The organism is Pseudomonas sp. UBA6562, from assembly GCF_002434265.1.
Taxonomy (GTDB): Bacteria; Pseudomonadota; Gammaproteobacteria; order Pseudomonadales; family Pseudomonadaceae; genus Aquipseudomonas.
On sequence record NZ_DJJS01000008.1, the window covers coordinates 444,201 to 467,093 of the forward strand.

General features: G+C 63.3%; 18 protein-coding genes and 1 pseudogene. 8 read left to right on the plus strand and 11 right to left on the minus strand.

Going from position 1 to position 22,893, the window contains the following annotated elements; translation table 11 throughout:
• The first annotated feature begins 784 nt into the window (after positions 1-784).
• Positions 785-4,258, plus strand: coding sequence for a ribonuclease E (gene rne / locus B4M43_RS17700; RefSeq protein ID WP_296268762.1), 3,474 nt, complete (start codon positions 785-787; stop codon positions 4,256-4,258).
• A gap of 81 nt (positions 4,259-4,339) precedes the next feature.
• Here rne and murB read toward each other — a convergent pair whose 3' ends face one another.
• The 8 genes from murB to B4M43_RS17740 form a co-directional block, all read right to left on the minus strand.
• Positions 4,340-5,359: a UDP-N-acetylmuramate dehydrogenase gene (murB, locus tag B4M43_RS17705; RefSeq protein ID WP_296268763.1), complete on the minus strand. Its 1,020-nt coding sequence runs from the start codon at positions 5,357-5,359 to the stop codon at positions 4,340-4,342.
• Positions 5,356-5,820 carry a low molecular weight protein-tyrosine-phosphatase gene (locus B4M43_RS17710; protein WP_296268764.1) on the minus strand — a complete coding sequence of 155 codons (465 nt, stop codon included), beginning with the start codon at positions 5,818-5,820 and terminating at the stop codon, positions 5,356-5,358. The genes murB and B4M43_RS17710 overlap by 4 nt, the downstream gene beginning before the upstream one ends.
• Positions 5,820-6,584: a 3-deoxy-manno-octulosonate cytidylyltransferase gene (kdsB, locus tag B4M43_RS17715; RefSeq protein ID WP_296268765.1), complete on the minus strand. Its 765-nt coding sequence runs from the start codon at positions 6,582-6,584 to the stop codon at positions 5,820-5,822. The genes B4M43_RS17710 and kdsB overlap by 1 nt, the downstream gene beginning before the upstream one ends.
• Positions 6,581-6,766: a Trm112 family protein gene (locus tag B4M43_RS17720; RefSeq protein ID WP_296268766.1), complete on the minus strand. Its 186-nt coding sequence runs from the start codon at positions 6,764-6,766 to the stop codon at positions 6,581-6,583. The genes kdsB and B4M43_RS17720 overlap by 4 nt, the downstream gene beginning before the upstream one ends.
• Before the next feature lie 40 nt (positions 6,767-6,806).
• The gene (gene lpxK / locus B4M43_RS17725; protein ID WP_296268767.1) at positions 6,807-7,799 is read right to left on the minus strand and encodes a tetraacyldisaccharide 4'-kinase; all 993 of its coding nucleotides are present in this window, start codon (positions 7,797-7,799) and stop codon (positions 6,807-6,809) included.
• Positions 7,799-8,233 (minus strand): ExbD/TolR family protein, encoded by a 435-nt coding sequence (locus B4M43_RS17730; RefSeq protein ID WP_296268768.1) that lies wholly within the window; start codon positions 8,231-8,233, stop codon positions 7,799-7,801. The genes lpxK and B4M43_RS17730 overlap by 1 nt, the downstream gene beginning before the upstream one ends.
• Positions 8,230-8,865, minus strand: a complete 636-nt coding sequence (locus tag B4M43_RS17735; RefSeq protein ID WP_296268769.1) for a MotA/TolQ/ExbB proton channel family protein — start codon at positions 8,863-8,865, stop codon at positions 8,230-8,232. Before B4M43_RS17735 ends, B4M43_RS17730 begins: the two co-directional genes overlap by 4 nt.
• An 84-nt stretch (positions 8,866-8,949) precedes the next feature.
• Positions 8,950-11,190 (minus strand): DNA internalization-related competence protein ComEC/Rec2, encoded by a 2,241-nt coding sequence (locus tag B4M43_RS17740; protein WP_296268770.1) that lies wholly within the window; start codon positions 11,188-11,190, stop codon positions 8,950-8,952.
• A gap of 140 nt (positions 11,191-11,330) precedes the next feature.
• Between B4M43_RS17740 and B4M43_RS17745 the strand changes: the two are divergent.
• Positions 11,331-11,837, plus strand: a pseudogene (locus tag B4M43_RS17745) (DUF2062 domain-containing protein); the annotation flags it as partial.
• Positions 11,838-11,840: 3 nt separating this feature from the next.
• On the opposite strand, the gene B4M43_RS17750 reads toward B4M43_RS17745, so the two are convergent.
• The 3 genes from B4M43_RS17750 to B4M43_RS17760 all read right to left on the minus strand — a co-directional run bounded on the left by B4M43_RS17750 (position 11,841) and on the right by B4M43_RS17760 (position 14,316).
• A complete protein-coding gene (locus B4M43_RS17750) occupies positions 11,841-12,620 on the minus strand; it encodes an ABC transporter permease (RefSeq protein ID WP_296268771.1) in 780 nt (259 codons plus the stop codon).
• The gene (locus B4M43_RS17755; protein WP_296268772.1) at positions 12,617-13,549 is read right to left on the minus strand and encodes an ABC transporter ATP-binding protein; all 933 of its coding nucleotides are present in this window, start codon (positions 13,547-13,549) and stop codon (positions 12,617-12,619) included. The genes B4M43_RS17750 and B4M43_RS17755 overlap by 4 nt, the downstream gene beginning before the upstream one ends.
• 143 nt (positions 13,550-13,692) lie before the next feature.
• Complete coding sequence (locus B4M43_RS17760) at positions 13,693-14,316, minus strand: glutathione S-transferase (RefSeq protein ID WP_296268773.1); 624 nt, start codon at positions 14,314-14,316, stop codon at positions 13,693-13,695.
• 209 nt (positions 14,317-14,525) lie between these two features.
• Here B4M43_RS17760 and B4M43_RS17765 point away from each other — a divergent pair, with 209 nt between their 5' ends.
• The 6 genes from B4M43_RS17765 to B4M43_RS17790 all read left to right on the plus strand — a co-directional run bounded on the left by B4M43_RS17765 (position 14,526) and on the right by B4M43_RS17790 (position 22,857).
• Positions 14,526-16,973 carry an acyl-CoA dehydrogenase gene (locus B4M43_RS17765; protein ID WP_296268774.1) on the plus strand — a complete coding sequence of 816 codons (2,448 nt, stop codon included), beginning with the start codon at positions 14,526-14,528 and terminating at the stop codon, positions 16,971-16,973.
• Between the two features lie 278 nt (positions 16,974-17,251).
• Positions 17,252-17,662, plus strand: coding sequence for a PA2817 family protein (locus tag B4M43_RS17770; protein ID WP_296268775.1), 411 nt, complete (start codon positions 17,252-17,254; stop codon positions 17,660-17,662).
• 180 nt (positions 17,663-17,842) lie between these two features.
• The gene (locus B4M43_RS17775; RefSeq protein WP_296268776.1) at positions 17,843-18,382 is read left to right on the plus strand and encodes a fimbrial protein; all 540 of its coding nucleotides are present in this window, start codon (positions 17,843-17,845) and stop codon (positions 18,380-18,382) included.
• A gap of 61 nt (positions 18,383-18,443) precedes the next feature.
• Positions 18,444-19,193, plus strand: coding sequence for a fimbrial biogenesis chaperone (locus tag B4M43_RS17780; RefSeq protein WP_296268777.1), 750 nt, complete (start codon positions 18,444-18,446; stop codon positions 19,191-19,193).
• A gap of 16 nt (positions 19,194-19,209) precedes the next feature.
• Positions 19,210-21,708, plus strand: a complete 2,499-nt coding sequence (locus tag B4M43_RS17785; protein ID WP_296268778.1) for a fimbria/pilus outer membrane usher protein — start codon at positions 19,210-19,212, stop codon at positions 21,706-21,708.
• A gap of 66 nt (positions 21,709-21,774) precedes the next feature.
• A complete protein-coding gene (locus B4M43_RS17790) occupies positions 21,775-22,857 on the plus strand; it encodes a fimbrial protein (RefSeq protein ID WP_296268779.1) in 1,083 nt (360 codons plus the stop codon).
• The last annotated feature ends 36 nt before the right edge of the window (positions 22,858-22,893 follow it).

Here is a 22,893-nt window from a genome sequence, read left to right on the forward strand (position 1 = left end):
GTACGTAGCCGTACAGCAGCCCCAATCTTCGCAATTCTCGAGGACGCGAGGCCGTCCTACGGGGTTTTCGCCAGTTGTACGAACTGCTTGGAATCGCCACTCAGCGCTGTGTAGAGAAGACTGAAAATAAACGACGAGCGCGGCATCATGCCTGCTTCCCGATTCTTTTCGCATCACTCCCCCTCTGCCCTCCGCGTCGCTTCCCTGCATCGCCCGGCGAGGGCCTCGGAAATACCTGCCTCAGACATGAAATGGCGTCAGCTTTCTAGCGAAGCTGGCGAAAAATGCAACCCGTTGCGGATTCAGCGCGCGGCAGCACCCGAATTTTCAAGGGATACGTGCAGGGTGGAGATGCATAGCCGCCGGACTGTGTAGATGCCAGATTGGCGTCCACGGCCGGCGACTGATTCCTCCTCCTGACTGAGTGCACAGGGTTTGTTCGAGACGTCGCCCAGCGGCGGCCAGATGAGGTGATACAGGCGAAAAACGCGGACCATGCCGGCGACAACGGGCATGCCGGGCCTGATTTCAAAGCAGCCTGACCGATACGCAAGCACCTATCGCCCACGCCCGGTCTGCAAGGTTGATTCGCATACCGCAGGCCACGTGGCACCACAGCAATCAGGACGCGTCGTCGCGACCACGACAGGCTGGGCAACCGGCTGGTGTCGAATGTCGCTAGACACGGGGGTAGCTCGCTACCCTTTGCGCACCCAGGCACCGACCATGGAAAGTCGTGTGTGCCGAACGCCGTTTCCGGCAGCCCGGAAACCGACGGTACAACATGAAAAGAATGCTGATCAACGCGACTCAACCCGAAGAGTTGCGTGTAGCACTGGTAGATGGCCAGCGCCTCTATGACCTGGACATCGAGTCCGGTGCCCGCGAGCAGAAAAAGGCCAACATCTACAAAGGCCGCATCACCCGCATCGAGCCCAGCCTCGAAGCCGCCTTCGTCGACTTCGGCTCCGAGCGTCACGGCTTCCTGCCGCTGAAGGAAATTTCCCGCGAGTACTTCAAGAAGACCCCCGAAGGCCGCGTCAACATCAAGGAAGTGCTGAGCGAAGGCCAGGAAGTCATCGTCCAGGTCGAGAAGGAAGAGCGCGGCAACAAGGGCGCGGCCCTCACCACCTTCATCAGCCTGGCCGGGCGATACCTGGTACTGATGCCCAACAACCCCCGCGCTGGCGGCATCTCCCGCCGCATCGAAGGCGAAGAGCGCAACGAACTGCGCGAAGCGCTCAACGGCCTGACCATTCCGGCCGACATGGGCCTGATCGTGCGCACCGCCGGCCTTGGCCGCAGCAGCGAAGAAATGCAGTGGGACTTGGACTACCTGCTGCAATTGTGGACTGCCGTCAAGGAAGCCTCGCTCGACCGCAAGGCGCCGTTCCTGATCTACCAGGAAAGCAACGTCATCATCCGCGCCATCCGCGACTACCTGCGCCAGGACATCGGCGAAGTGCTGATCGACAGCATCGAAGCCCAGGAAGAAGCCCTGACCTTCATCCGCCAGGTGATGCCGCAGTACGCCAGCAAGGTCAAGCTGTACGAAGACAGCGTGCCGCTGTTCAACCGTTTCCAGATCGAAAGCCAGATCGAAACCGCTTTCCAGCGCGTGGTCGAACTGCCATCGGGTGGCTCGATCGTCATCGACCCTACCGAAGCCCTGGTCTCGATCGACATCAACTCGGCGCGCGCCACCAAAGGCAGCGACATCGAGGAAACCGCGCTGCAGACCAACCTGGAAGCTGCGGAAGAAATCTCCCGCCAGTTGCGCCTGCGTGACATCGGTGGCCTGATCGTCATCGACTTCATCGACATGACCCCGGCGAAGAACCAGCGCGCCGTCGAAGAACGTGTGCGCGAGTGCCTTGAAGCCGACCGTGCCCGCGTGCAAGTGGGCCGCATCTCGCGCTTCGGTCTGCTGGAAATGTCCCGTCAGCGCCTGCGCCCTTCGCTGGGCGAAAGCAGCGGCATCGTTTGCCCACGCTGCTCGGGCACCGGCATCATCCGCGACGTCGAATCGCTGTCGCTGGCGATCCTGCGCCTGATCGAAGAAGAAGCCCTGAAGGACCGCACCGCCGAAGTGCGCGCGCAAGTACCGATTCCGGTCGCCGCGTTCCTGCTCAACGAGAAACGCAATTCGATCACCAAGATCGAACTGCGCACCCGTGCCCGCATCATCATCCTGCCGAACGACCACCTGGAAACGCCGCATTTCGAAGTGCAGCGCCTGCGTGACGACAACCCGGAAGTGCTGAACAACCTGTCCAGCTACGAAATCGCCACCACCGAAACCGAAGAAGTCCAACCGCAAACCGCCACGCGCACCCTGGTACGCCAGGAAGCGGCGGTCAAGACCGCACCGCCGCGCACCAGCGCGCCTGTGCCAAGCACGCCGGAAGCACAGCCTGCCGCTACCGCAGCGCCGGCCGCTCCCGTGCAGAGCGCGCCAGAGCCAAGCCTGTTCAAGGGCCTGGTGAAATCGTTGGTCAGCCTGTTCGCCGGCAAGGAAGAGCCTGCACCGACGCCGGTCGCCGCGCCCGAGAAGCCAGCTACCGAGCGCCCGCAGCGCAACGAAGAGCGCCGCAATGGCCGTCAACAGAGCCGCAACCGCGGTGGCCGTCGCGACGAGGAACGCAAACCCCGTGAAGAGCGTGGCGAGCGCCAGTCGCGCGAAGAGCGCGCCCCTCGTGAAGAACGCGCACCGCGCGAAGAACGTGCCGCTCGCCAGCCGCGCGAAGATCGCCGCGGCAATCGTGAAGAGCGCCCGGTCCGCGAATTGCGCGAGCCATTGGATGCTGCACCTGTCGAGCGTGAAGAACGTGCACCTCGTGAAGAGCGTGCCCCTCGTGAAGAACGCGCACCTCGCGAAGAGCGTGCTCCACGCGAAGAACGCGCACCTCGTGAAGAACGCGCACCTCGTGAAGAGCGTGCTCCTCGTGAAGAACGTGCTCCACGCGAAGAACGCGCACCTCGTGAAGAGCGTGCCCCACGCGAAGAACGTGCCCCACGCGAAGAACGTGCACCTCGTGAAGAGCGCGCTCCTCGTGAAGAACGTGCCGTTCGTGAAGAGCAGGCCCCCCGTGAAGAACGCACCCCTGTCGAGCCTGTCGACGCACAGGCTATCGAGACCACCCAAGCGCAAACCAGCCTCGAACCGCAAGCCCCCGCTGCGCTCGAAGAGCAGCAACCGCGCGCCGCGCATGAAGAACGCGAGCTTCGGGTGACCGAACAGTCTGCCGATAACGCGGACGAGCAAGCTTCGAACGAAGACGCTCAAGCCGAGCAGGAAGGCAGCGACGAAGAACGTCCACGTCGCCGTTCGCGCGGTCAACGCCGTCGCAGCAATCGTCGCGAGCGTCAACGCAACGGCAATGGCGAGTTGATCGAAGGCGAAGAAGAAGGCAACGACGAGCCATCGTCCGAGCAGGCCGAAGCGTCCGCTGTCGCCGAAACGCCAGCTGCAACCCCAGCCACGGCCGCCGAACTGGCTGCAGGGCTTGCCGTGACTGCCGCTGTCGCCAGCAGCAACATCAGCGCCAACGCCGAAGCCCAGGCACAGCAGCAGGCCGAACGCGCCACTGACGCCATGAGCGAAACCCGTGTGCAAGCGCCTCAGGATCAGGTAGCTCCCAGCAAGATCGCTATCGAAACCGAAACCGCTGCCATCGCGCCTAGCGTCGAACAGCCGGCCGAGCCCGTACTGGAAGTGAACCCCGGCATCGCCCCAGTGGTGGAAGTCGTGCCTGCGCACGAGCCTGCCACCCCTGCCGTGCAAGACGGTGGAGCCGAGCAATCGGCAGCGCCGGCCGCTCAGACCGAGCAACCGGTCGTGGTTCAGCCGACGGTCGAGATCATCGACCTGGTCAGCCCGGTGCAAGCGCCTGCCGCTGCCGAAAGCGAAACTGCCAAGCCTGTCGAAGCAGCGGTCGAAACGCAGTCGCCGCCGGTGGCCGTAGAAGCCGAGCCCGCGGCCGAAAGCCGCGAACCTTCCGAGCAGCCTGCGCAAACCGAGCCAGTGGTCGTCGACCCTGCCGCTGCGCAAGCGCCTGCAAGCGAGCCGGCCGCAGTCGAGCCTGCGACGGTCATGCTGTCGAACGGTCGCGCACCGAACGATCCGCGCGAAGTTCGTCGTCGCAAGCGTGAGGCCGAAGCTGCCGCCGCCGCAGCCCAGGCTGCCGCGGATGCCGCCACCCGCCACACCGCGCTTGCCCCTGAATCGACCGAGGTGTCCAAACCGCACCAAGGCTGATTCATCGGCTGACTAAAAAGCCCCGCCAGTGCGAACTGGCGGGGCTTTTTCATGGCTGCGATAAAGCGCTTGGGGTAGCCCTCAGTAGAGATTGGGCTCCATCTCCAATTCGACGCCGAAACGCGCGCGAATGTCGCTCTGGATCTTGCCGGCCAAGGCGTGCAGTTGAGTACCACTGGCCTGGCCGTAATTGACCAGTACCAACGACTGCAAGCGGTGCACACCGGCGTCGCCCTCGCGATAACCTTTCCAGCCAGCCCGTTCGATCAGCCAACCCGCAGCCAGCTTCACGCCCTCCTCGCCTTGCGGATAAGCCACGAGATCGGGATAGGCGGCACGAATTCGGTCGGCGCACGCGCTGGATACCACCGGATTCTTGAAGAAGCTACCGGCGTTGCCCAGGACGGCAGGGTCCGGCAGTTTTTCCCGACGGATGCTGCAGATCGCTTCGCTGATGGCCTGAGCGGTCGGCTGCTCCACACCTTGCTCATGCAAGCGCTGACGCACGGGCCCATAGCCCAGGTGCGGATCGAGGGTACGCGTTAACGCGAAGCGCACGCGCAGGATCAGCCAACGCCCGGGATCGGCCTTGAACACGCTGGCACGGTAGGCGAACCCGCAGTCTTGCAGGCCGAACTCGCGCACGACCCCGGACTGCCGGTCCAGCGCGGTCAGGCCGGCGAACACGTCCTTGATCTCGACGCCATAGGCGCCGATGTTCTGCATGGGCGCGGCACCGACGGTGCCAGGGATCAAACTGAGGTTCTCCATGCCGCACAAGCCTTGGGCGAGGGTCCACTGCACGAAGGGGTGCCAGGGCTCGCCCGCTTCGGCCTCGACCAGCACCTGATCGCCATCGTCGGCGACGATGCGCCGTCCACGGCTGGCCATGTGCAGGACCAACGCATCGACGTCCTGGGTCAGCAACAGGTTGCTACCCCCACCGAGCACTAGCACGTCCAGCTTGCGTTCGGCCGCCGCGGTCAGTGCCTGCGACACGTCGGCGTCGTTGTGCGCCTGCACCAGATAGCGGGCCTTGACGTCGATGCCGAAGGTATTGAACGGCTTGAGCGAGACGTCCGCTTGCCATTGCGCCGTCATAGGCGCCCCTTGATTTCGACCAGCAAGGCTTGGCAAGCGTCCTCGATCAGGTCGAGTACCTGCTCGAAGCCGTCGGCACCGCCATGGTAGGGATCGGGTACGTCGTCGACCCGCGCGCCGTATCGGCGCAGGAACAGGTCCAGTTCGCCCTTGGCAGTGCCCGGGCGTAACGCTTGCAAGTCGCGCAGGTTGCTCGAATCCATGGCCAGCACCAGATCGTAATCGGCGAAATGCGCAGGGGTGACCTGCTGGGCGCGTTGGCGCGACAGGTCGTAGCCGCGCGCCAGGGCGGCGCGGCAGGTGCGCTCGTCAGGCCCCTGACCCACATGCCAGTCGCCGGTGCCAGCGGAAGCCACTTCAACGCGGTCGGCAAGCCCGGCATGCTGCAGATGCCGACGCAGCACGCCTTCGGCAGTTGGCGAGCGACAGATGTTGCCCAAACACACGAACAGAATGCGCATCAGTGCTCCAGCAGGCGACGAACGCGCTCGAGGTCTTCCAGGGTATCGACGCCCACGGCCGGGGCCTCGAGCGCATCGGCCACATGGATGCGCACACCGTGCCAAAGGGCGCGCAACTGCTCCAGGGCCTCGGTCTGTTCCAGCCAGCATGGCCCCCAGGTGACGAAGTCTTGCAGAAAGCCCACACGATAGGCGTACATGCCGATGTGACGGCGATACGGCACGCCCTCAGGCAACTGGTCCTGCCGCTTGGCGAACAGGTCGCGCGCCCACGGCAACGGCGCTCGGCTGAAGCTCAGGGCCAGGCCGTTCTTGTCGCTGACCACTTTCACCGCGTTGGGGTTGAACACAGACTGCGGCTCGTGGATGGCTTCGGCCAGGGTGGCGATGCCGGCCTCGGGGTGCGTCGCCAGGTTGTTGGCCACCTGGTCGATGATCACCGGTGGAATCAACGGCTCGTCACCTTGCACGTTGACCACGATGGCATCGGCGGGCAGCCCCAGCAATGCGGCCACTTCGGCCAGCCGGTCAGTGCCCGACTCGTGTTCCGCGCGAGTCATCACCACCTCGGCGCCGAAGGCCTTGCAGGCATCCAGAATGCTGACGTCGTCAGTCGCGATGACCACCCGCGCAGCGCCGCTTTTGCACGCTTGTTCCCAGACATGCTGCACCATCGGCTTGCCGGCGATGCTCAGGAGAGGCTTGCCGGGCAAGCGGGTGGAGCGCAAGCGGGCCGGGATGACCACGGTGAAGTCGAGGCTCATTTGTCCAGACGCTCATCGTCAGTCAAGGTGCGCGCTTCGGTTTCGAGCATGACGGGAATGCCGTCGCGAATCGGGTAGGCCAACCCGGCGCTCCTGCTGATCAGTTCCGTTTTGTCGGCGCTGAGCTTGAGCGGGCTCTTGGTAATCGGGCAAGCCAGGATGTCGAGCAGTTTGGTGTCCATGAGTACGTCCTAGGGGCCAGGGGCCAAAGGTGGCTGAGAGTCAGAGCAGGCGCTGCAATTGGGCGTCGAACCAGGCACTGAACGCGGGGCTGGGCTGGGCGTCGACCGCCAGGTACCACCAGTCAGGCTGGGCGAAGGCGCGGCATTTGACCGCGTCTTTTTCGGTCATGACCAACGGCAGCGACGGGCTGAAGTCCAGCGCTTGCGGGCTGAACTGGGCATGGTCGGCGAAGGGATGGGCCAGTGGCTGCCAGTCTAGCGCCTGCAGGGTATTGAAGAAACGCTGGGGGTTGCCGATACCGGCCACGGCGTGTAAGGCCTGACCGACGGGAAAGTGATTCAGGGGACGACGTTCGCCGGTGCATAGGTTGACCAGTGCACTGGGCAGCAGCTGGAACGCGAAACCAGGCTCGGGATCGCTGGCGGCGCCGTTGTACAGCAGGGCGTCAACGGTTTGCAGGCGCTCGACCGGCTCGCGCAATGGGCCTGCCGGCAGGCAACGCCGATTGCCCAGGCCGCGGGCGGCATCGATCAGCACCAGTTCCAGGTCGCGCGCCAGCCGATAATGCTGCAAGCCGTCATCGCTGAGGATCAGATCGAGCGGCTCGGCTGCGAGCAGAGCTTGGGCCGCACGCCCGCGGTCAGGGTCGATCACCAGCGGTACGCCGGTGCGCTGCACGATCAGCAGGGGCTCGTCGCCGGCCTGCTCCGCCGTCTGTTGCGCTTCGACCCGCCAGGGCAGCGTCGGCGGCTTGGCGCCGTAGCCGCGGCTCACCACGCCCACTCGCAGGCCCTGCTGGCGGCAGCGCTCGATCAACCAGAGGATCATCGGTGTCTTGCCGGTGCCGCCGACGGTGACGTTGCCCACCACGACCACGGGTACGGGCGCGCGATAGCTGGGCGTCGCTCCGGAAAGAAACTGCGCCCGCTTGCGTCGGACCACGTACCGGTACAACGCCTCCAGGGGGCGCAGCAGCACCAGCGCCGGGTGACCAGCGTACCAGGCCTGCAACAGGCGGTCGGCCAGGCTCATCACGGCGTCCCCTGGACCGCCTCGACGGTGGTCATGCGCAACTGGCTGAAGCCCAGCTTGCCGGCCGCGTCCATGGCGGTGACCACCGACTGATGGGGCGTCTTGCCGTCGGCGCTGATCAGCAACGGCAGCGTGTTGTCGCCTTCGGAGGCGCGTTGCACGGCGTCGATGAGGGTGTCGAGGTCACTGCGCGGCAACAGGTTGTTGTTGACCGAATAGACGCCTTCGGCACTGATGGTGATTTCCACCTGGCGCCCGGATTCGGCCGAGGGCGGCGTGGCACTGACCGATTCGGGCAGCTCTACCCGCAATTGGTTCTCCCGGGTGAAGGTGGTAGTGACCACGAAGAACAGCAGCAGAACGAACACCACGTCGATCAGCGACGCGAGGTTGATGTCGACGTTCTCGCGACGACGGTTGCGCCGGAACTTCACGCCTTGGCTCCGCTGATTTCGACTTCGCGATCACCTTGCAGCACTTCCACCAGCTTGATCGCTTCCTGCTCCATGCCCACCACCAGCTCGTCGATGCGGCGCAGCAGGAAACGGTGGAAGAACACGGCCGGGATGCCTACCATGAGGCCGGCGGCCGTGGTCACCAGCGCCTTGGAAATTCCGCCGGCGAGCACTGCCGCGTTGGCGGTCATCTGCGAGCCCATGAAAGCGCTGAAAATGTCGATCATGCCCAGCACGGTGCCCAGCAGACCCAACAGCGGCGCCATGGCCGCGATGGTGCCCAGGGTGCTGGTATAGCGCTCCAGCTCATGGATGACCCGCGAAGCCGCTTCCTCGATGCACTCTTTCATGATGTCGCGCCCATGCCTGGAGTTGGCCAGACCCGCGGCGAGGATCTCGCCCAGCGGCGAGTCGGCACGCAGCGCCTTGAGCTTGTCGCTGGTCAGTTGCTTGTCCTTGATCCACATCCAGACCTGACCCAGCAGGTGCGGCGGGGTCACACGGCTGGCACGCAAGGTCCACAGGCGTTCGACGACGATCGCCAGGGCGACGATGGAGCTCAGAATGATCGGCAGCATCATCCAACCGCCCGACTTGACCAATTCCCACACGTGAGTCACCCCCTCGAAAAAAGGCCGTCACTTTACCATAGGTAGCGTTGCCACTGGCTTGCCCTGAGCGATCGATGACAGCACTCAACGCAGGGCCTGTTCAGCGGGTGGCGGATCGCGCCAGAAGCGCCGCTCGGCCCGCAGCCGGCGCACCTCGCCATGGCTGCCCAGGCGTAGCGTCAAAGCGCCGTGCGCTGCGGTGTCGTGCACTTGCATGCGGTGGCGCTGGTAGCGCGCCAGTACCTGCGGATGGGGATGGCCGAAGCGGTTGCCGCGGCCCCGGGAAACCAAGGCGCCGCGCGCTGCCAAGGCGCGCAGGAAAGGTTCGCTGGAAGAGCTGCGGCTGCCATGGTGGGGCGCTTGCAGCCAGTCGACGGTGGGCGGCTCGGGTTGCGCGAGCCAGACGCGTTCCGCTCCGCGCTCGATGTCGCCGGCCAACAGCAGGCGCTCGCCTAGGGCCTCCACCAGCAGCACGCAGGAGCGCTCATTGCTGCTGGCAGCGGCCGACCAACGCCAGAGCGAAAACTCCACGCCATCCCAGGTCCAGCGCTCGTCGGTGCGGCAGGGCTCAGCCGCCATGCCACCCGGCAGATCGTCCGGCTCGCCGCTGATCACCCGACCTATCGGCAGACCTCGCTGCACCGCACCGGCGCCGCCCGCATGGTCGGCATGGGCGTGGCTGATCAACATCACATCGAGCTGCCTGACCCCCAACTTACGTAAGGTAGGTAGCACCACCTGCTCGCCTAGGTCCAGCTCGCCGAATGCCGGGCCGGCATCGTACAGCAGGGCGTGGTGACGGGTCCGTACCAGCACCGCAAGGCCTTGGCCGACGTCCAAATACACCACTTCGGCCTGGCCTTGCGGAACGCTCGGCACTGGCGCCCAAAGCGCCAGCAGCATCACCGCGCCAAGCCCGCGCAGCGGCACCCCGCGCGGCAGCAGGAGTACCAGCGCGCCGGCCAGCACCAGCAGCCAGGCCCACATCGGCAGCGCCGGCGGTTGCCAAGCGGGTCGCCACAGCGCCGCATGGCCGAGCGCTTCGAACAGCACACGCAGCCCACCACTGGCCAGCCATAGCAGCCACTCGCCCAGGCCGTCCAGCCAGAGCGACCCGGTGCCCAGCAGCGCCAGGGGCAAGACAATGAAACTGATCCAGGGTACCGCCAGCAGGTTGGCCAGCGGCGCGCTCAGGCTCACGGGCAAGCCCAATGCCAGCAACGCTGGCAATAGCCCCACGGCGATCACCCACTGCGCACGGCTCCAGGCCTGCCAAGGTCGCCAGCCGCCGAGCCGACCGGCAAAGCAATAGATCAGCACCGCCACCGCTGCGAACGACAGCCAGAACCCTGGCAACAAGCTGGCCAACGGCTCCATCAGCAACACGCCGTTCAACGCCAGCAGCCACGGCACGCTTGCGCCCATGTGACGAAAGCGCAGCCGCCACAGCAGAACCATCGCCAGCATCAGGCAAGCCCGCTGCACAGGTACCTGGAAACCCGCCAGCCAGCCATAGCCCAGCGCCGCCAACAACGACAGCCCGCAAGCCCAAGGCAGCCAGGGCAACCGCGAGGGCCATGCGCCCAGGCGCGCGAGCCCTGCGACCAGGCCATACACCAACCCTGCCAACAGCCCGATGTGCTGACCAGAGATCACCAGCAGATGCACCGTGCCCGTGTCGCGCAGGGCCTGCCATTGCGCCGGGTCGAGCGCACTGCCATCGCCTAGCACCAACGCCACCAGCGCGGCCTGCTGCCCCTGGGCATCGACACCGAGCAGACGCTGGCGCAGCGCTTCGCGCCAGCCAGGCGTCAAGCTTTGCAAGCGCTCGCCAGCCTTGACCGTGCCGGTGGCACCGATGCGCCGCGCCAGCAGGCTGGCCTCGCGGTCGGGCCCGTGTGGGTTGAGCAGACCATGCGGCCGCTTGAGCGTGACGGCAAGGCGCCACCGCTCCCCCGCCAATACCGGCGGCCCGTCGAACCAGCTCAATTGCACGCGCTTGGGTAGCTCGGCGCGACGCGAAGTCGCGCCTTGCAACTCGAAGCGCACACCTTGGGCCGAACGGGCTGGCAGCCCAACTACCTGCCCCTCCAGCCACAACGTGCGGCCGTCGAGTTCGGATGCCAGCCGATCCGCCAGCGCCCAATGCGCCGAGGCGCAGGCCCAGCACAGCCCGAACAATAGCCAGCCGGCGAACCCGCGCTGTACGCACAGGCACACAGTGGCCAGCAAGGCCCCTGCCAGCAACCAACCGACCGACGGCAATGCGGGTAGAAAACGCAGCGACAACAGGCCAAGGGCCAGCGCAACCATCCTTGTGCGCATGGGTCAGGACTCTCCCCAGTGAACGACCCACTAGCAATAGCCTACAGGGAAGCGCTGCTCGCTTAACAATTGTCACAAACTCTGAACGAGGTGGCCGAAGGATGCGGGCATACTGCACCGTCCAACGCCCGGGGGCCGCCATGCCGCGTCGTCTGTTCAAACGCTACTTGCCCGATCCGACCAGCATCCGTGAACACAAGAGCTTACGTTTTTTCGGTCGGCTCCTGCATGACCCGAACCTCTGGCACCTGAACCGCCACTCGGTGTCACGGGCGATGGGCATCGGCCTGTTCGCCGCGCTGATCCCCATCCCCATGCAGATGCTGCTGGCGGCGGCACTGGCCATCCCGGCGCGGGGCAACCTGCCGATTGCGGTCAGCCTGGTATGGCTGACCAATCCGCTGACCATGCCGCCAGTATTCTTCGTCACCTACATGACCGGTGCCTGGTTGTTGCAGGTACCGCCACGCCACTTGCCCGAAGACATAACGGTCGAGTGGGTCACCGGGCAATTGGCGACCCTCTGGCAACCTTTCCTACTGGGGTCGGTAGCGTGCGCAATCGTGCTGGGCCTGCTCGGTTACTGCGGCACCCTGCTCTACTGGCGCTGGTGGGTAGGCCGGCAATGGCGCCGGCGCTCGCTCAGAGCCTCAGGCACGCATCCCACGCCCGCTGACCAGCAAACGCACGCACACCACGTAAAGCACTACGGTAGCGACCAGCATGAAGGTGATGGCCGTGCCGATGCTGATGTCCGAAACGCCGAGAATGCCGTAACGGAACGAGTTGACCATGTGCAGCACGGGGTTGGCCAACGAGACGGTTTGCCAGAACGGCGGCAGTAGGTTGATCGAATAGAACACACCGCCCAGGTAGGTCAGCGGCGTCAGCACAAAGGTCGGAATGATCGAAATGTCGTCGAAGTTGCGCGCGAACACCGCGTTGACGAAGCCCAACAGCGAAAAGATGGTGGCCGTCAGCAGCACCACCAGGACCGTGATGCCCAAGTGGTGAACCTGCAGGTGGGTGAAGAAGAACGACAGCAAGGTCACGATCACGCCCACCGCCAGGCCACGCAACACGCCGCCCAGGGCATAGCCGATGAGAATGGTGTGCGGCGATACCGGCGACACCATCAATTCCTCGATGGAACGCTGGAACTTGGCGCCGAAGAAGCTCGACACCACGTTGCCATAGGAGTTGGTGATCACCGACATCATGATCAGCCCCGGCACGATGTACTCCATGTAAGTGAAGCCGCCCATGTCGCCGATCTGCCGGCCGATCAAATTCCCGAAGATGACGAAATACAGCACCATGGTGATCGCCGGCGGCAGCAAGGTCTGCGGCCAGATGCGCAGGAAACGGCGTACCTCGCGATAGACGATGGTGTTGAGGGCAACCCAGTTGGTGCTCAGTTCCACGCTCATACCGCCACCTTCGACAAGTTCTTCTCCACCAGTGACACGAACAGTTCCTCCAGCCGATTGGTCTTATTGCGCAAGCTCTGCACTTCGAGGTTTTGCAGCGCCAATTGAGCGAACAGCGCCGTGATGCCGACGTCTTTGTCGACCTGCACTTCCAGGGTATGCGGCGTCACCAACCGCGTCGGGTAACCCTGCAGCGTGGGCGCCACGGTCAGCGACTGCCTGATGTCCAGCAGGAACGTTTCGACATGCAGTTTGCCGAGCAACTGACGCATGCTGGTGTTTTCGACGATGGTGCCGTGGTCGATGATGCCGATGTTGCGGCACAGCTGTTCGGCTTCTTCCAAATAATGCGTGGTGAGGATGATGGTCACCCCTTTCTGGTTCAGCTCGGTGAGGAAAGTCCACATGGAGCGACGTAGCTCGATGTCAACGCCTGCGGTGGGCTCGTCGAGGATCACCAGGCGTGGCTCGTGGATCAGCGCCCGGGCGATCATCAAGCGGCGCTTCATACCACCAGAGAGTGAGCGCGATGGCACGTCGCGCTTGTCCCACAAGCCCAGCTGGGTGAGGTATTGCTCGGCGCGTTCCTTGGCCAGCGCGGGCTTGATGCCGTAGTAACCGGCCTGGGTCACGACGATGTCGAAGGTCTTCTCGAACTGGTTGAAATTGAACTCCTGCGGCACCACGCCCAGGTTGCGCTTGAGCGCGGCGGGCTCGCGATCGAGGTCGTGGCCGAACACGTTGACGGTGCCGCTGGTCTTGTTCACCAGCGTCGAGAGGATGCCGATGGTCGTGGATTTGCCAGCGCCGTTGGGGCCGAGCAGTGCGAAGAAGTCGCCTTCGGCCACGTCCAGGTCGATGCCACTGAGGGCCTGGAAGCCATTGCCGTAGGTCTTGGTCAGCTGTCGGATGGACAGGGCAGAACTCATAGCGGGTCGATTACCAAGAAAGGAAGTCGGAGCGCGCCAGGACAGGACACTGGCGCAATGGGTGCCGGCATGGTGCAAGGCCATGCCGCGCAAGTACAGTCATGCGTATCGATAGTGACTATCGAAAGCCTCGTGGTGTTCGATCAGGTCAACGCGCTCATCACGCCTGCTTGGTAGGCCGGGCGCTGCGTCAGGCGCGCGTACCAGGCTTCGAGGTGGCGCAGTGGCGGGCGTTCGATAGGCAACTCGAACCAGGCGTAGGCGAAGCTGCCCAAAGGTACGTCGCCCATTCCGAGGGTGTCTCCCGACAGATAGGGCTGTGTGGCCAACGCCTGGTCAGCCATCGAGAACAGCTGGGCGCATTGCTTGTGCGCGGCATTGATCGCCAGCCAGTCGCGCTGTGCTTCGGGCGTGCGCAGCAGCCCCCAGAACAACGGCTTGAACGGCCCGGCCAATGCCGAGGTGGTCCAGTCCATCCATTTGTCGGCTGTGGCACGCTGACGTGGATCGTCCAGGTACCACCCCTGTGCGCGGCCGTATTCGGCGCACAGGTAGCGGACGATGGCGTTGGATTCCCACAGTGTCAGCTCGCCATCTTCGAGCATGGGCACCAGACCATTGGGGTTCTTGGCGCGGTACTCGGGCTGGTCCACGACACCGAAGGCACCGCCCGCATCGATCGAGGTGAAATCCAGACCCAATTCACGGGCGACCCACAGCACCTTGCGTACGTTGCTCGAATTCTTGCGGCCCCAGATCTTCAGCATGGCGATGTCCTTGTTCAATGCACGAGGCTGGCCAGTGTACGCCACCCTCACGGCCAAGTGCGTGCAGCCCGGCATGGAAGACGGAGGCTTGGCAGTGGGAACGAACTCCCGGGTACACAACCTGTCACTGCTCTGATGAGGGCCAGCGTCCCAGGCAAGCTACGCTCTAAGGTTTAGGCCCATACCCACGTTCCACGGAGGAAACGCTCATGTTGCTGTTGTGGCTGGTAGTGCTGGTGCTCGGCGTCGCGTATCTCACGCATCGTCGTCTGGCGCCGTTGCAGATTGTCGCGGCGGTCGCCGCCTATACGGTGCTCATGGGCATCTTCAGCAAGGCGCCAGGTTGGTTGCTGATACTACTATGGGTCTTCATCGCGCTTGGTACCGCAGTTCTGGTGCTGCCCGAGTGGCGCCGCAAGACCATCAGCGGGCCGACGTTCAACTGGGTGCGTCGGACTCTGCCGCCCATGTCGCAAACCGAACGCGAAGCCATCGATGCCGGCACGGTGTGGTGGGACGGCCAACTGTTTAGCGGCCGCCCGGACTGGAACACCCTGCTCGCCTACCCTGCCCCGCGCCTGACCGAAGAGGAGCAGGCGTTCATCGACGGGCCGACCGAAGCGTTGTGCGCCATGGTCAGCGACTGGCAGATCGGCCAGGACATGGACCTTCCGCCCGAAGCCTGGCAGCACATCAAGGATCACGGCTTCTTCGCCCTGATCATTCCCAAGGAATATGGTGGCAAGGGCTTCTCGGCCTATGCCCATTCGCAAGTCGCCATGAAGCTGGCGACCCGAAGCGGCGATCTGGCCTCGACCGTGATGGTGCCCAATTCGCTCGGCCCTGCCGAACTGTTGCTGCATTACGGCACCGACGAGCAACGCAACCACTACCTGCCCCGCCTGGCCCGCGGCGATGACATTCCCTGCTTCGCCCTCACCGGCCCCCACGCAGGTTCCGATGCAGGCGCCATGCCCGACACGGGGATCATCTGCAAAGGGCAGTGGAACGGTGAGGAGGTGCTGGGTCTACGCCTGACCTGGGACAAACGCTACATCACCCTCGGGCCGGTGGCCACTTTGCTGGGTTTGGCCTTCAAGGCCTATGACCCTGAGCATCTGCTAGGCGACCAAGAGGAGCTGGGCATCAGCCTGGCGCTGATCCCCACCGATACCCCCGGCGTCGAGATCGGCCGCCGCCATCTGCCGCTGGGCGCTGCCTTCATGAACGGGCCCAACAGCGGCAAAGACGTCTTCGTCCCGCTGGACTTCCTGATCGGCGGTCAGGCCATGCTCGGCAAAGGCTGGATGATGCTGATGAACTGCCTGTCGGTGGGCCGCTCCATCTCCCTGCCGGCGGTGGGCACGGGCGCTGCCAAGTACACGAGCCTGGTCACAGGCCAATACGCCAACGTCCGCGAGCAGTTCAACGTGCCGCTGGCGGCCTTCGAAGGCATCCAGGAGTCGCTCGCGCGCATCGGCGGCAACGCCTGGCTGATGGACAGCGCCCGCCTGCTCACCGCGCAAGCGGTGGACCTGGGCGAAAAGCCTTCGGTACTGTCGGCCATCCTCAAATACCACCTGACCGAGCGTGGTCGTGAATGTATTCAGCACGCCATGGACGTGCACGGTGGCAAGGGCATCATCATGGGCCCGAACAACTATTTGGGCCGCAACTGGCAAGGCGCGCCGATCTTCATTACCGTCGAAGGCGCGAACATCCTGTCACGCAACCTGATGATCTTCGGCCAGGGAGCCATTCGCTGCCACCCCTTCGTGCTCAAGGAAATGGCGCTGGCGGCACAGCCCGACCACGAAGAGGCGCTGAAGGCGTTCGATCCGTTGCTGATGCAGCACGTTGGCTTCGCACTGAGCAATGCGGCCAGCACTTTCGTACTGGGCCTGGGCCTGGGTCGCTTCGAAAAAACCCCTGGTGACAGCCTGAGCCAGGGCTATTTCCGCGCCCTGAACCGACTGGCAGCTGCCTTTGCCATGATGGCGGACCTGTCGATGATGCTATTGGGCGGCTCGCTCAAACGCCGCGAACGATTGAGCGCTCGTCTTGGCGATGTGCTGAGCTATCTGTATCTGGCCTCGGCCTCGCTCAAGCGGTATCACGATCTGGGTTCACCCGAACACATGCGTGTGCTGCTGCGTTGGGCGATGGAAGAAAGCTTGGGCAAGGCCGAATGCGCGCTCGATCAATTGCTCGACAACTTCCCTCAACGGGGGGTGAGTTGGGCACTGCGCTTGCTGGTCTTCCCATTCGGCCGCCAGCACACAGGGCCCAGCGACGAGCTCGATGCAGCGGTAGCGGCACTGATTGGTCGCGCCAAAGGCGATCCGGCATTGGAAGAGCTGCTCGCCGGATGCTTCAGACCCCAGGCCGACGGCGATCCGGTGGCTGCCTTGCAGCGAGCCAGCGATCTCTTGGCACAGACTTCGGCTCTGTACAAAACGTTGCGTGAAGCGATCAAACGGGGGACTGTCCGACCGGCCCCGGGTCAATCGGCGATAGATGCGGCCTTTGAAAGCGGCGTATTGCAACCGCAAGAGGCTCGCCAACTGCATGAAGCGGAGCGGGCTCGCAAAGTGGTGATCGACGTCGACGCGTTCGATAAAACGCAGATACTGCCTGCGCAAGACAACGTGCGCTGAACCAGAAACGGACGCTCACGCGCGGTAAGGTGTCCGTCTTTAGTCGCAACGATGCCATCTTGCGTATTGCGAGACATGGCATCGCCTTTGCGATTAGGAGAAGCCATGCAGTACCTCCGTGGGTCGGTAGGGTCAGCGAACACCGCACCTAGCCTGATACGCACCCGAGTCACTTGCTCAGCCGATCCTGGGCGCGCCATTGCAAACCGTCCTCTTACGTTTTGGACGCTGGGGCGGCGTATACTCCGCCCTCGTTTCATAGCACCTGGAGTATCGTAATGACCAACCCCCACTTGGCATATCACCTGCAACTGCTGGCTCACCTCCGCACCATTTTGGTAGCTCTGGGTGATGCCGAGCAGGTACCGGAGGAAAGCCATGCACTGTTTCTCGAGCGCTACGACGAACTTCTGACCCAACTGCCGACCCACCCACTGGACAGCCAGTACTTGGGCCAGGATCTACTCTGCCAGATCATCCAGCGGTATCCACAAATCGCTCACCTGGTGCCACGCGATCTACTTTGGTTCTTCGGCGGCGACTGCCTTCATTACATGCCTGACGAGGAGCTGGACCTTTACCAACAGTTGGAGGAGCGGCGCTACGAAGCGCAACAACAGGGGCAGCCTTTCGACTGGCATGCAGAAAAACAGCTTTTAGGCGCAACGGACGACCGCCAACGTCATTGAGATTCATTGCTGCTCGATTGTGAAAACCGTCGAAGATTCGTCACACATCATTGCTTTCTTCCTACAGTCGTATTCCCCACGTATTCATACGATAAGCGCCGTTTCAAGAGCGCTCAAGAAACTTGAAATGCTGCGTGCCGAGCACGCAGCAATGCCAATTTTTCAACGTATGGATCAACCATGAAAAAAATCCTCCTGATGCTCGCGCTGGGCATGGCAAGCAATGCGGCGATGGCTGCCACCGAAACCGGTAAGATTCTCTTCAAAGGGCACATCAACGGCGGCAGCACTTGCCCGATCGAAGTTGTAGAACCCGCGTTGGGCAGCCTGGGTTGGGTAGACCTGGGTGTTTATCCGATCAAGTATTTCGCGGCGCAAAACTCCACGACCGATGTTGCGTTCGCCTTGCGAGTCGAGGCGGATGCCACCTGCGTCATCGCGCCAAATACGAAAGCGAAAGTGAAATTCGACTCCATAGCAGGCGATGCGGGTAGCTCGGGACAGTATTACGCCATTCGCACCGCAGGCGCCGAAGGCATTGCCTTGGAGATCAAGGACGAAGACTACGCCTCGATCAAGCCTAGAACCGATTCCAAAGAATACGACATAGCCTCCACCGGAACGACCGACATGAAGTTCTATGCCTCGTTGACCAAAACCGGAACCGTGACCGACGGCGCTGCCAATGCGGATGTGAACTTCACCGTCACATTGCCTTGATGCCTTGCCAGGTGCCATTGCGCACCTGGTTTCCCGTTTCCAGCCATTCGGTCATTTCTTCATGCCTCCCCTCATTTGCAACTTGAGGCTGTTTGGCGGCTGCCTGCTGCTTACGGCCTGCATGCTCAACAGCGCCCACGCTGCGCTCACCATCAGCAGCACACGCATCGTATATGAAAGTAGCCAGCGCAGTGCTTCGGTCGTGGTCACCAACCCCAGCCAACGCCCCTTTGCCGCACAGGCCTGGATCAACACCGAGGCCGACGACACCACTACGGCCGTACCCTTCATGACAGCCCCCGCGCTGTTCAGGCTCGGGGCGGGCAAGGAACAGTCGGTACAGATCAGCGCGCTGCCCAACGACCTGCCACAAGACCGCGAGTCGCTGCTGTTTTTCAACCTGCAGGAAATTCCTCAGGCGATCGGCGATCAGCGTAATGCCTTGAACATCGCTCTGCGCACACGGATCAAGCTGTTCTACCGCCCTGTGCAAGTCCAGGGCAATCCGGTGGACAGGCTCAAGGAACTGCGCTTGAGCAGAATGCAATGCGATGGCCGTCCACGTCTGACTCTGGAAAACCCCACGCCCTACCACTACACGTTCAGCCGCCTGGATCTGATCGAGGGCAAACGCCAGAAGGCCCTCCCCGGCTCGGACATGCTTGCGCCGATGTCCACGCTCGACGTCGCGCTGCCAAGCGGTATGGACGGCAGCGATCTGCAAGCCGTCGTCACGGTCATCAACGATTACGGCGGCACCAGTAAACCGCTGACCCTCCCCGTGCACGACGCCCGCTGCCCCCAGCGCTAACGCCTAAGGAAATCCTATGACCCTGCAACCCCACGGGTGCAGGCGGCCTCGCCTGCGCCTCTTTTGCCCGACCGCCTTATGCCTCTGGGCCGGTGCAGTGCTCGCGAGCACCGATCCTCAGGCGGATACGGAGTTTCAAGCCAGCTTTCTGTATCTGTCGCCAGGACAACCGCGAGCGAATGCCGCCCACGCCTTGCGTGGACTGTCCGAACACAAGGAACTGCCACCGGGCCGCTACCCTGTAGAAGTGCTCGTCAACCTGAGTGTCGTGGGTGTCCATGAGCTCGACTTCGAGGCCGCGTCTCCAGATGGGCCATTGCAGCCGTGCCTTGCGCCCGACCTGTTGAGCGAGTTGGGGCTGCGCCTGGAAGCCATCGCCGACGCCTCAGCCGCTGCAAGCGCCTGCCTGGACCTGACCAGACTGGTCCCCGGCGCGCGGGTGGACTTCGATTCGAGGCAATTACGGCTGGCGATCTCCATCCCGCAGATCGCTCTACGCCGGGACAGGTTCGCCCAGGTAGACCCTGCCACTTGGGACGATGGCATCAGTGCGGCATTCGTCAGTTATCAGGCTTCGATGCAAAGAAGCGACAGCCGTACGCGCGGACGCTACAGCAGTGAGGATCTGTACTTGAACAGTGGCGTCAACCTGGGCGGCTGGCGGCTGCGCAGCAACCAATCCTGGCGACGCGACCTGGATGGGCGACAAACCTGGACCCGTGCTTACACCTACGCCCAACACGACTTGCCAGGCACATGGGGCAATGTGACGCTGGGTGAAACCTTCACCAGCAGTGACGTGTTCTCCGGCATTCCCGTGGTCGGCGTCCGCTTGGCTTCCGACTTCGACATGCTCCCGGATGCGATGCGCAGTTATGCCCCCACCCTTCGCGGCGTAGCGCAAACGCGCGCCAAGCTCGAGGTCTGGCAGAACGGCTACCCCATCTATTCGACCTATGTCAGCCCAGGCCCCTACGCCATCGACGACCTGAATGTGGGCGCCTCCGGGGAACTGGAAGTGGTGCTCACCGAAGCCGACGGACAGGTGCGGCGCTTTACCCAGCCCTACACCAGTATCACCAACCTGCTACGTCCGGGCGTATGGCGCTACAGCACCACCCTGGGCCGCTACAACCCGGCCTTTGGCAGCCAGAATCCCCTGCTCTGGCAAACCACCATGGCCAAGGGCGTAGCCTGGAACGCCACTTTGTATGGTGGCCTGATGGCAAGCCAGGGCTATACCGCTGAGGCCGTCGGCATCGCCAAAGACCTGGGCGACCTCGGGGCGCTTTCATTCGATGTCACCCATGCCAGGAGCGACATTTCCCCAGTCGAGCAGGCCACCTTGCAAGGGTTGAGCTACAGCGCCCGCTACAGCAAGTCCTTCGGCAGTGGGATGCAACTGCGTTTCGCCGGATACCGTTACTCAACCCAGGGCTACCGCGATTTCGACGAGTGGATCAGCCAGCGCAGCAGCGATCGACGCTTTCTGGGTAGCCGCCGCAGTCGGCTCGAAGGCTCCATCAATCAACGCATCGGCGAGCGCAGCAACCTCAGCCTGACCTTCTCGCAACAGTATTATTGGCAGCGTAGCGATAGCCACCGCCAGTTCCAACTGAACTTCACCACCACGCACAAGGGCATCAGCTACAGCCTGCAAGGCTCGCAGTCGCTGACGGCAAACGCCGCCGGCAGTGATCGCCAGTTCGGCCTGAGCGTGTCGATACCCTTGGAGTTCGGCCGCAACAGCACACTGAGTCTCGATCTCCAGCACTCCGCCCACGGCACCTCCCAGCGTGCCGCGTTGAGCAGCCAGTTCAGACAGGTGGGTTACAACGCGAGTGTCGCGGTCAACGAGCGGCAGCAGCAGAGTGCCGGCTTGTCCGTCGCCTACCAGGCGCCCCAGGCTTCAATAGGTGCCGGCATCACGGCTGCCGACGATCACCACAGCCTATCCCTCAACCTCAGTGGCGCAGCGCTGCTTCACGAAGATGGCGTGGAACTGGGCCCTTATCTGGGTGAAACCATCGGGCTGGTCCACGTGCCCGACGTTGCGGGCGTGGGCGTGCAAAACCACAGCGCGTCGCGGACCAATGCCAAGGGTTATGCCTTGATACCCCACTTGCGACCCTATCGGGCCAACCAAGTGGTACTCGATACCAACCAGCTAGGGCCCGAGATCGAAATCGACAACGGCAGCGCCACCGTGGTGCCGCGCCGCGGGGCGGTGGTCAAGCACGAGTTCAGCGCCCGTCAGACCAACCGGGTGGTGCTGACACTGCTCGATGCACAGCACGAGCCACTGCCGTTCGGCACGCCACTGCACGACGCCCAAAGCAATGTCCTAGGGATCGTAGGCCAGGCAGGTCAGGCGATGTTGTCGATGCACTCTGGCATGCAACGCCTCGAAGCCCGTTGGGGCGACGCGCCCACCGATCGCTGCCTGATCCAAGTGGATCCCGAATCGATCGCACACGTTCAGGGCTACCGTCTAGAGACACTGATCTGCGAGTAGCCGCACCTGCGCTGCTCATTACCGTCAAGACCGGCCAGCAGCTGCCGGTCCGATCAGGACATACCTATGAAATACCCGCAATACTTGGCAATTTGCGTCGCGATCGCCACCGCCCAGCAGGCCCGTGCAGACGATCAATGCGACTGGACCAAAGGCGTACCGCCCTTGCATGTCATTCGAATGCTGCCAGGCGTGCAACACGTGCCGGGTAGCGCCCAGCCAGGCGATGTGATCGGCACACAGGAACTGCGCGAGTTCACCCTGGCGTCTCCGAGTTCCGAATTCCGCTGCTTCAACGACGGCACGGTGCTCTGGCGGTTCGACATGAACGCGACTGCCCCGATCTTTCCAGACCCCCTGCCCCCCGTTACGGGCGAGCCTTCCGATGGCCATATCCTGAAAACCAACATCGACGGCGTTGGCGTACGCATCAGGCTCGAGGCGCCTTTCAACGGTTCGGCCAACGGTTACTTCATGCCGGACGACGGACCTCACAATCCGTTCATTCCCTTTGGCTCGAGCCAGCAAGCTGCCAACGAGGTAGGAGGATTCAGACTCGGAGGCTTCTGGAACCGTGTCACGCTGGTCAAGACCGGCGAGATCGCACCAGGTCTGCATCAGGTGGACAGCGAACTGTTCACCGGACATTTCAGCGCCAGAGGGCTGGGCTTGGTGGTGCGCTACCGCTTGCAGGCCACCGTCCTGCAGGCGCAGTGCAGCGTGGTCGGTGATCCGGTCAGCGCCAACCCTGTGGAGCTCGGCGACTGGGACAAGGCCGACTTCACGGCGGTAGGTACCACCACGACCATCATCCCCTTCGCCATTACCTTGAGTAATTGCCAAACCGACCCGGGGGGGCTGACCCGAGCGACGATCGAGCTCGACGGCACCGACGGTTCGACACCAGTGCCTGGGCTCGATGGCGTATTCAGCCTCACGAGCGATTCGGAGGTCGAAGGGGTCGGCATCCAGGTCCTGAAGGAAGACAGCTCGCCATTACCGCTGCAACAGGAGGTAGACCTCAAGCCCTTGCAAGACGGCACGACCACCCTCAACTTCGGCGCCCGTTTCTATCAGACGGGCGCTCCCGACACCGTTAGACCAGGGCTTGCCAAGGGCGCGCTCAATTTCACCATTCGCTATCGCTGAGCGTTGGCGAACGCCATAAAAAGCCCGGGCACCTTG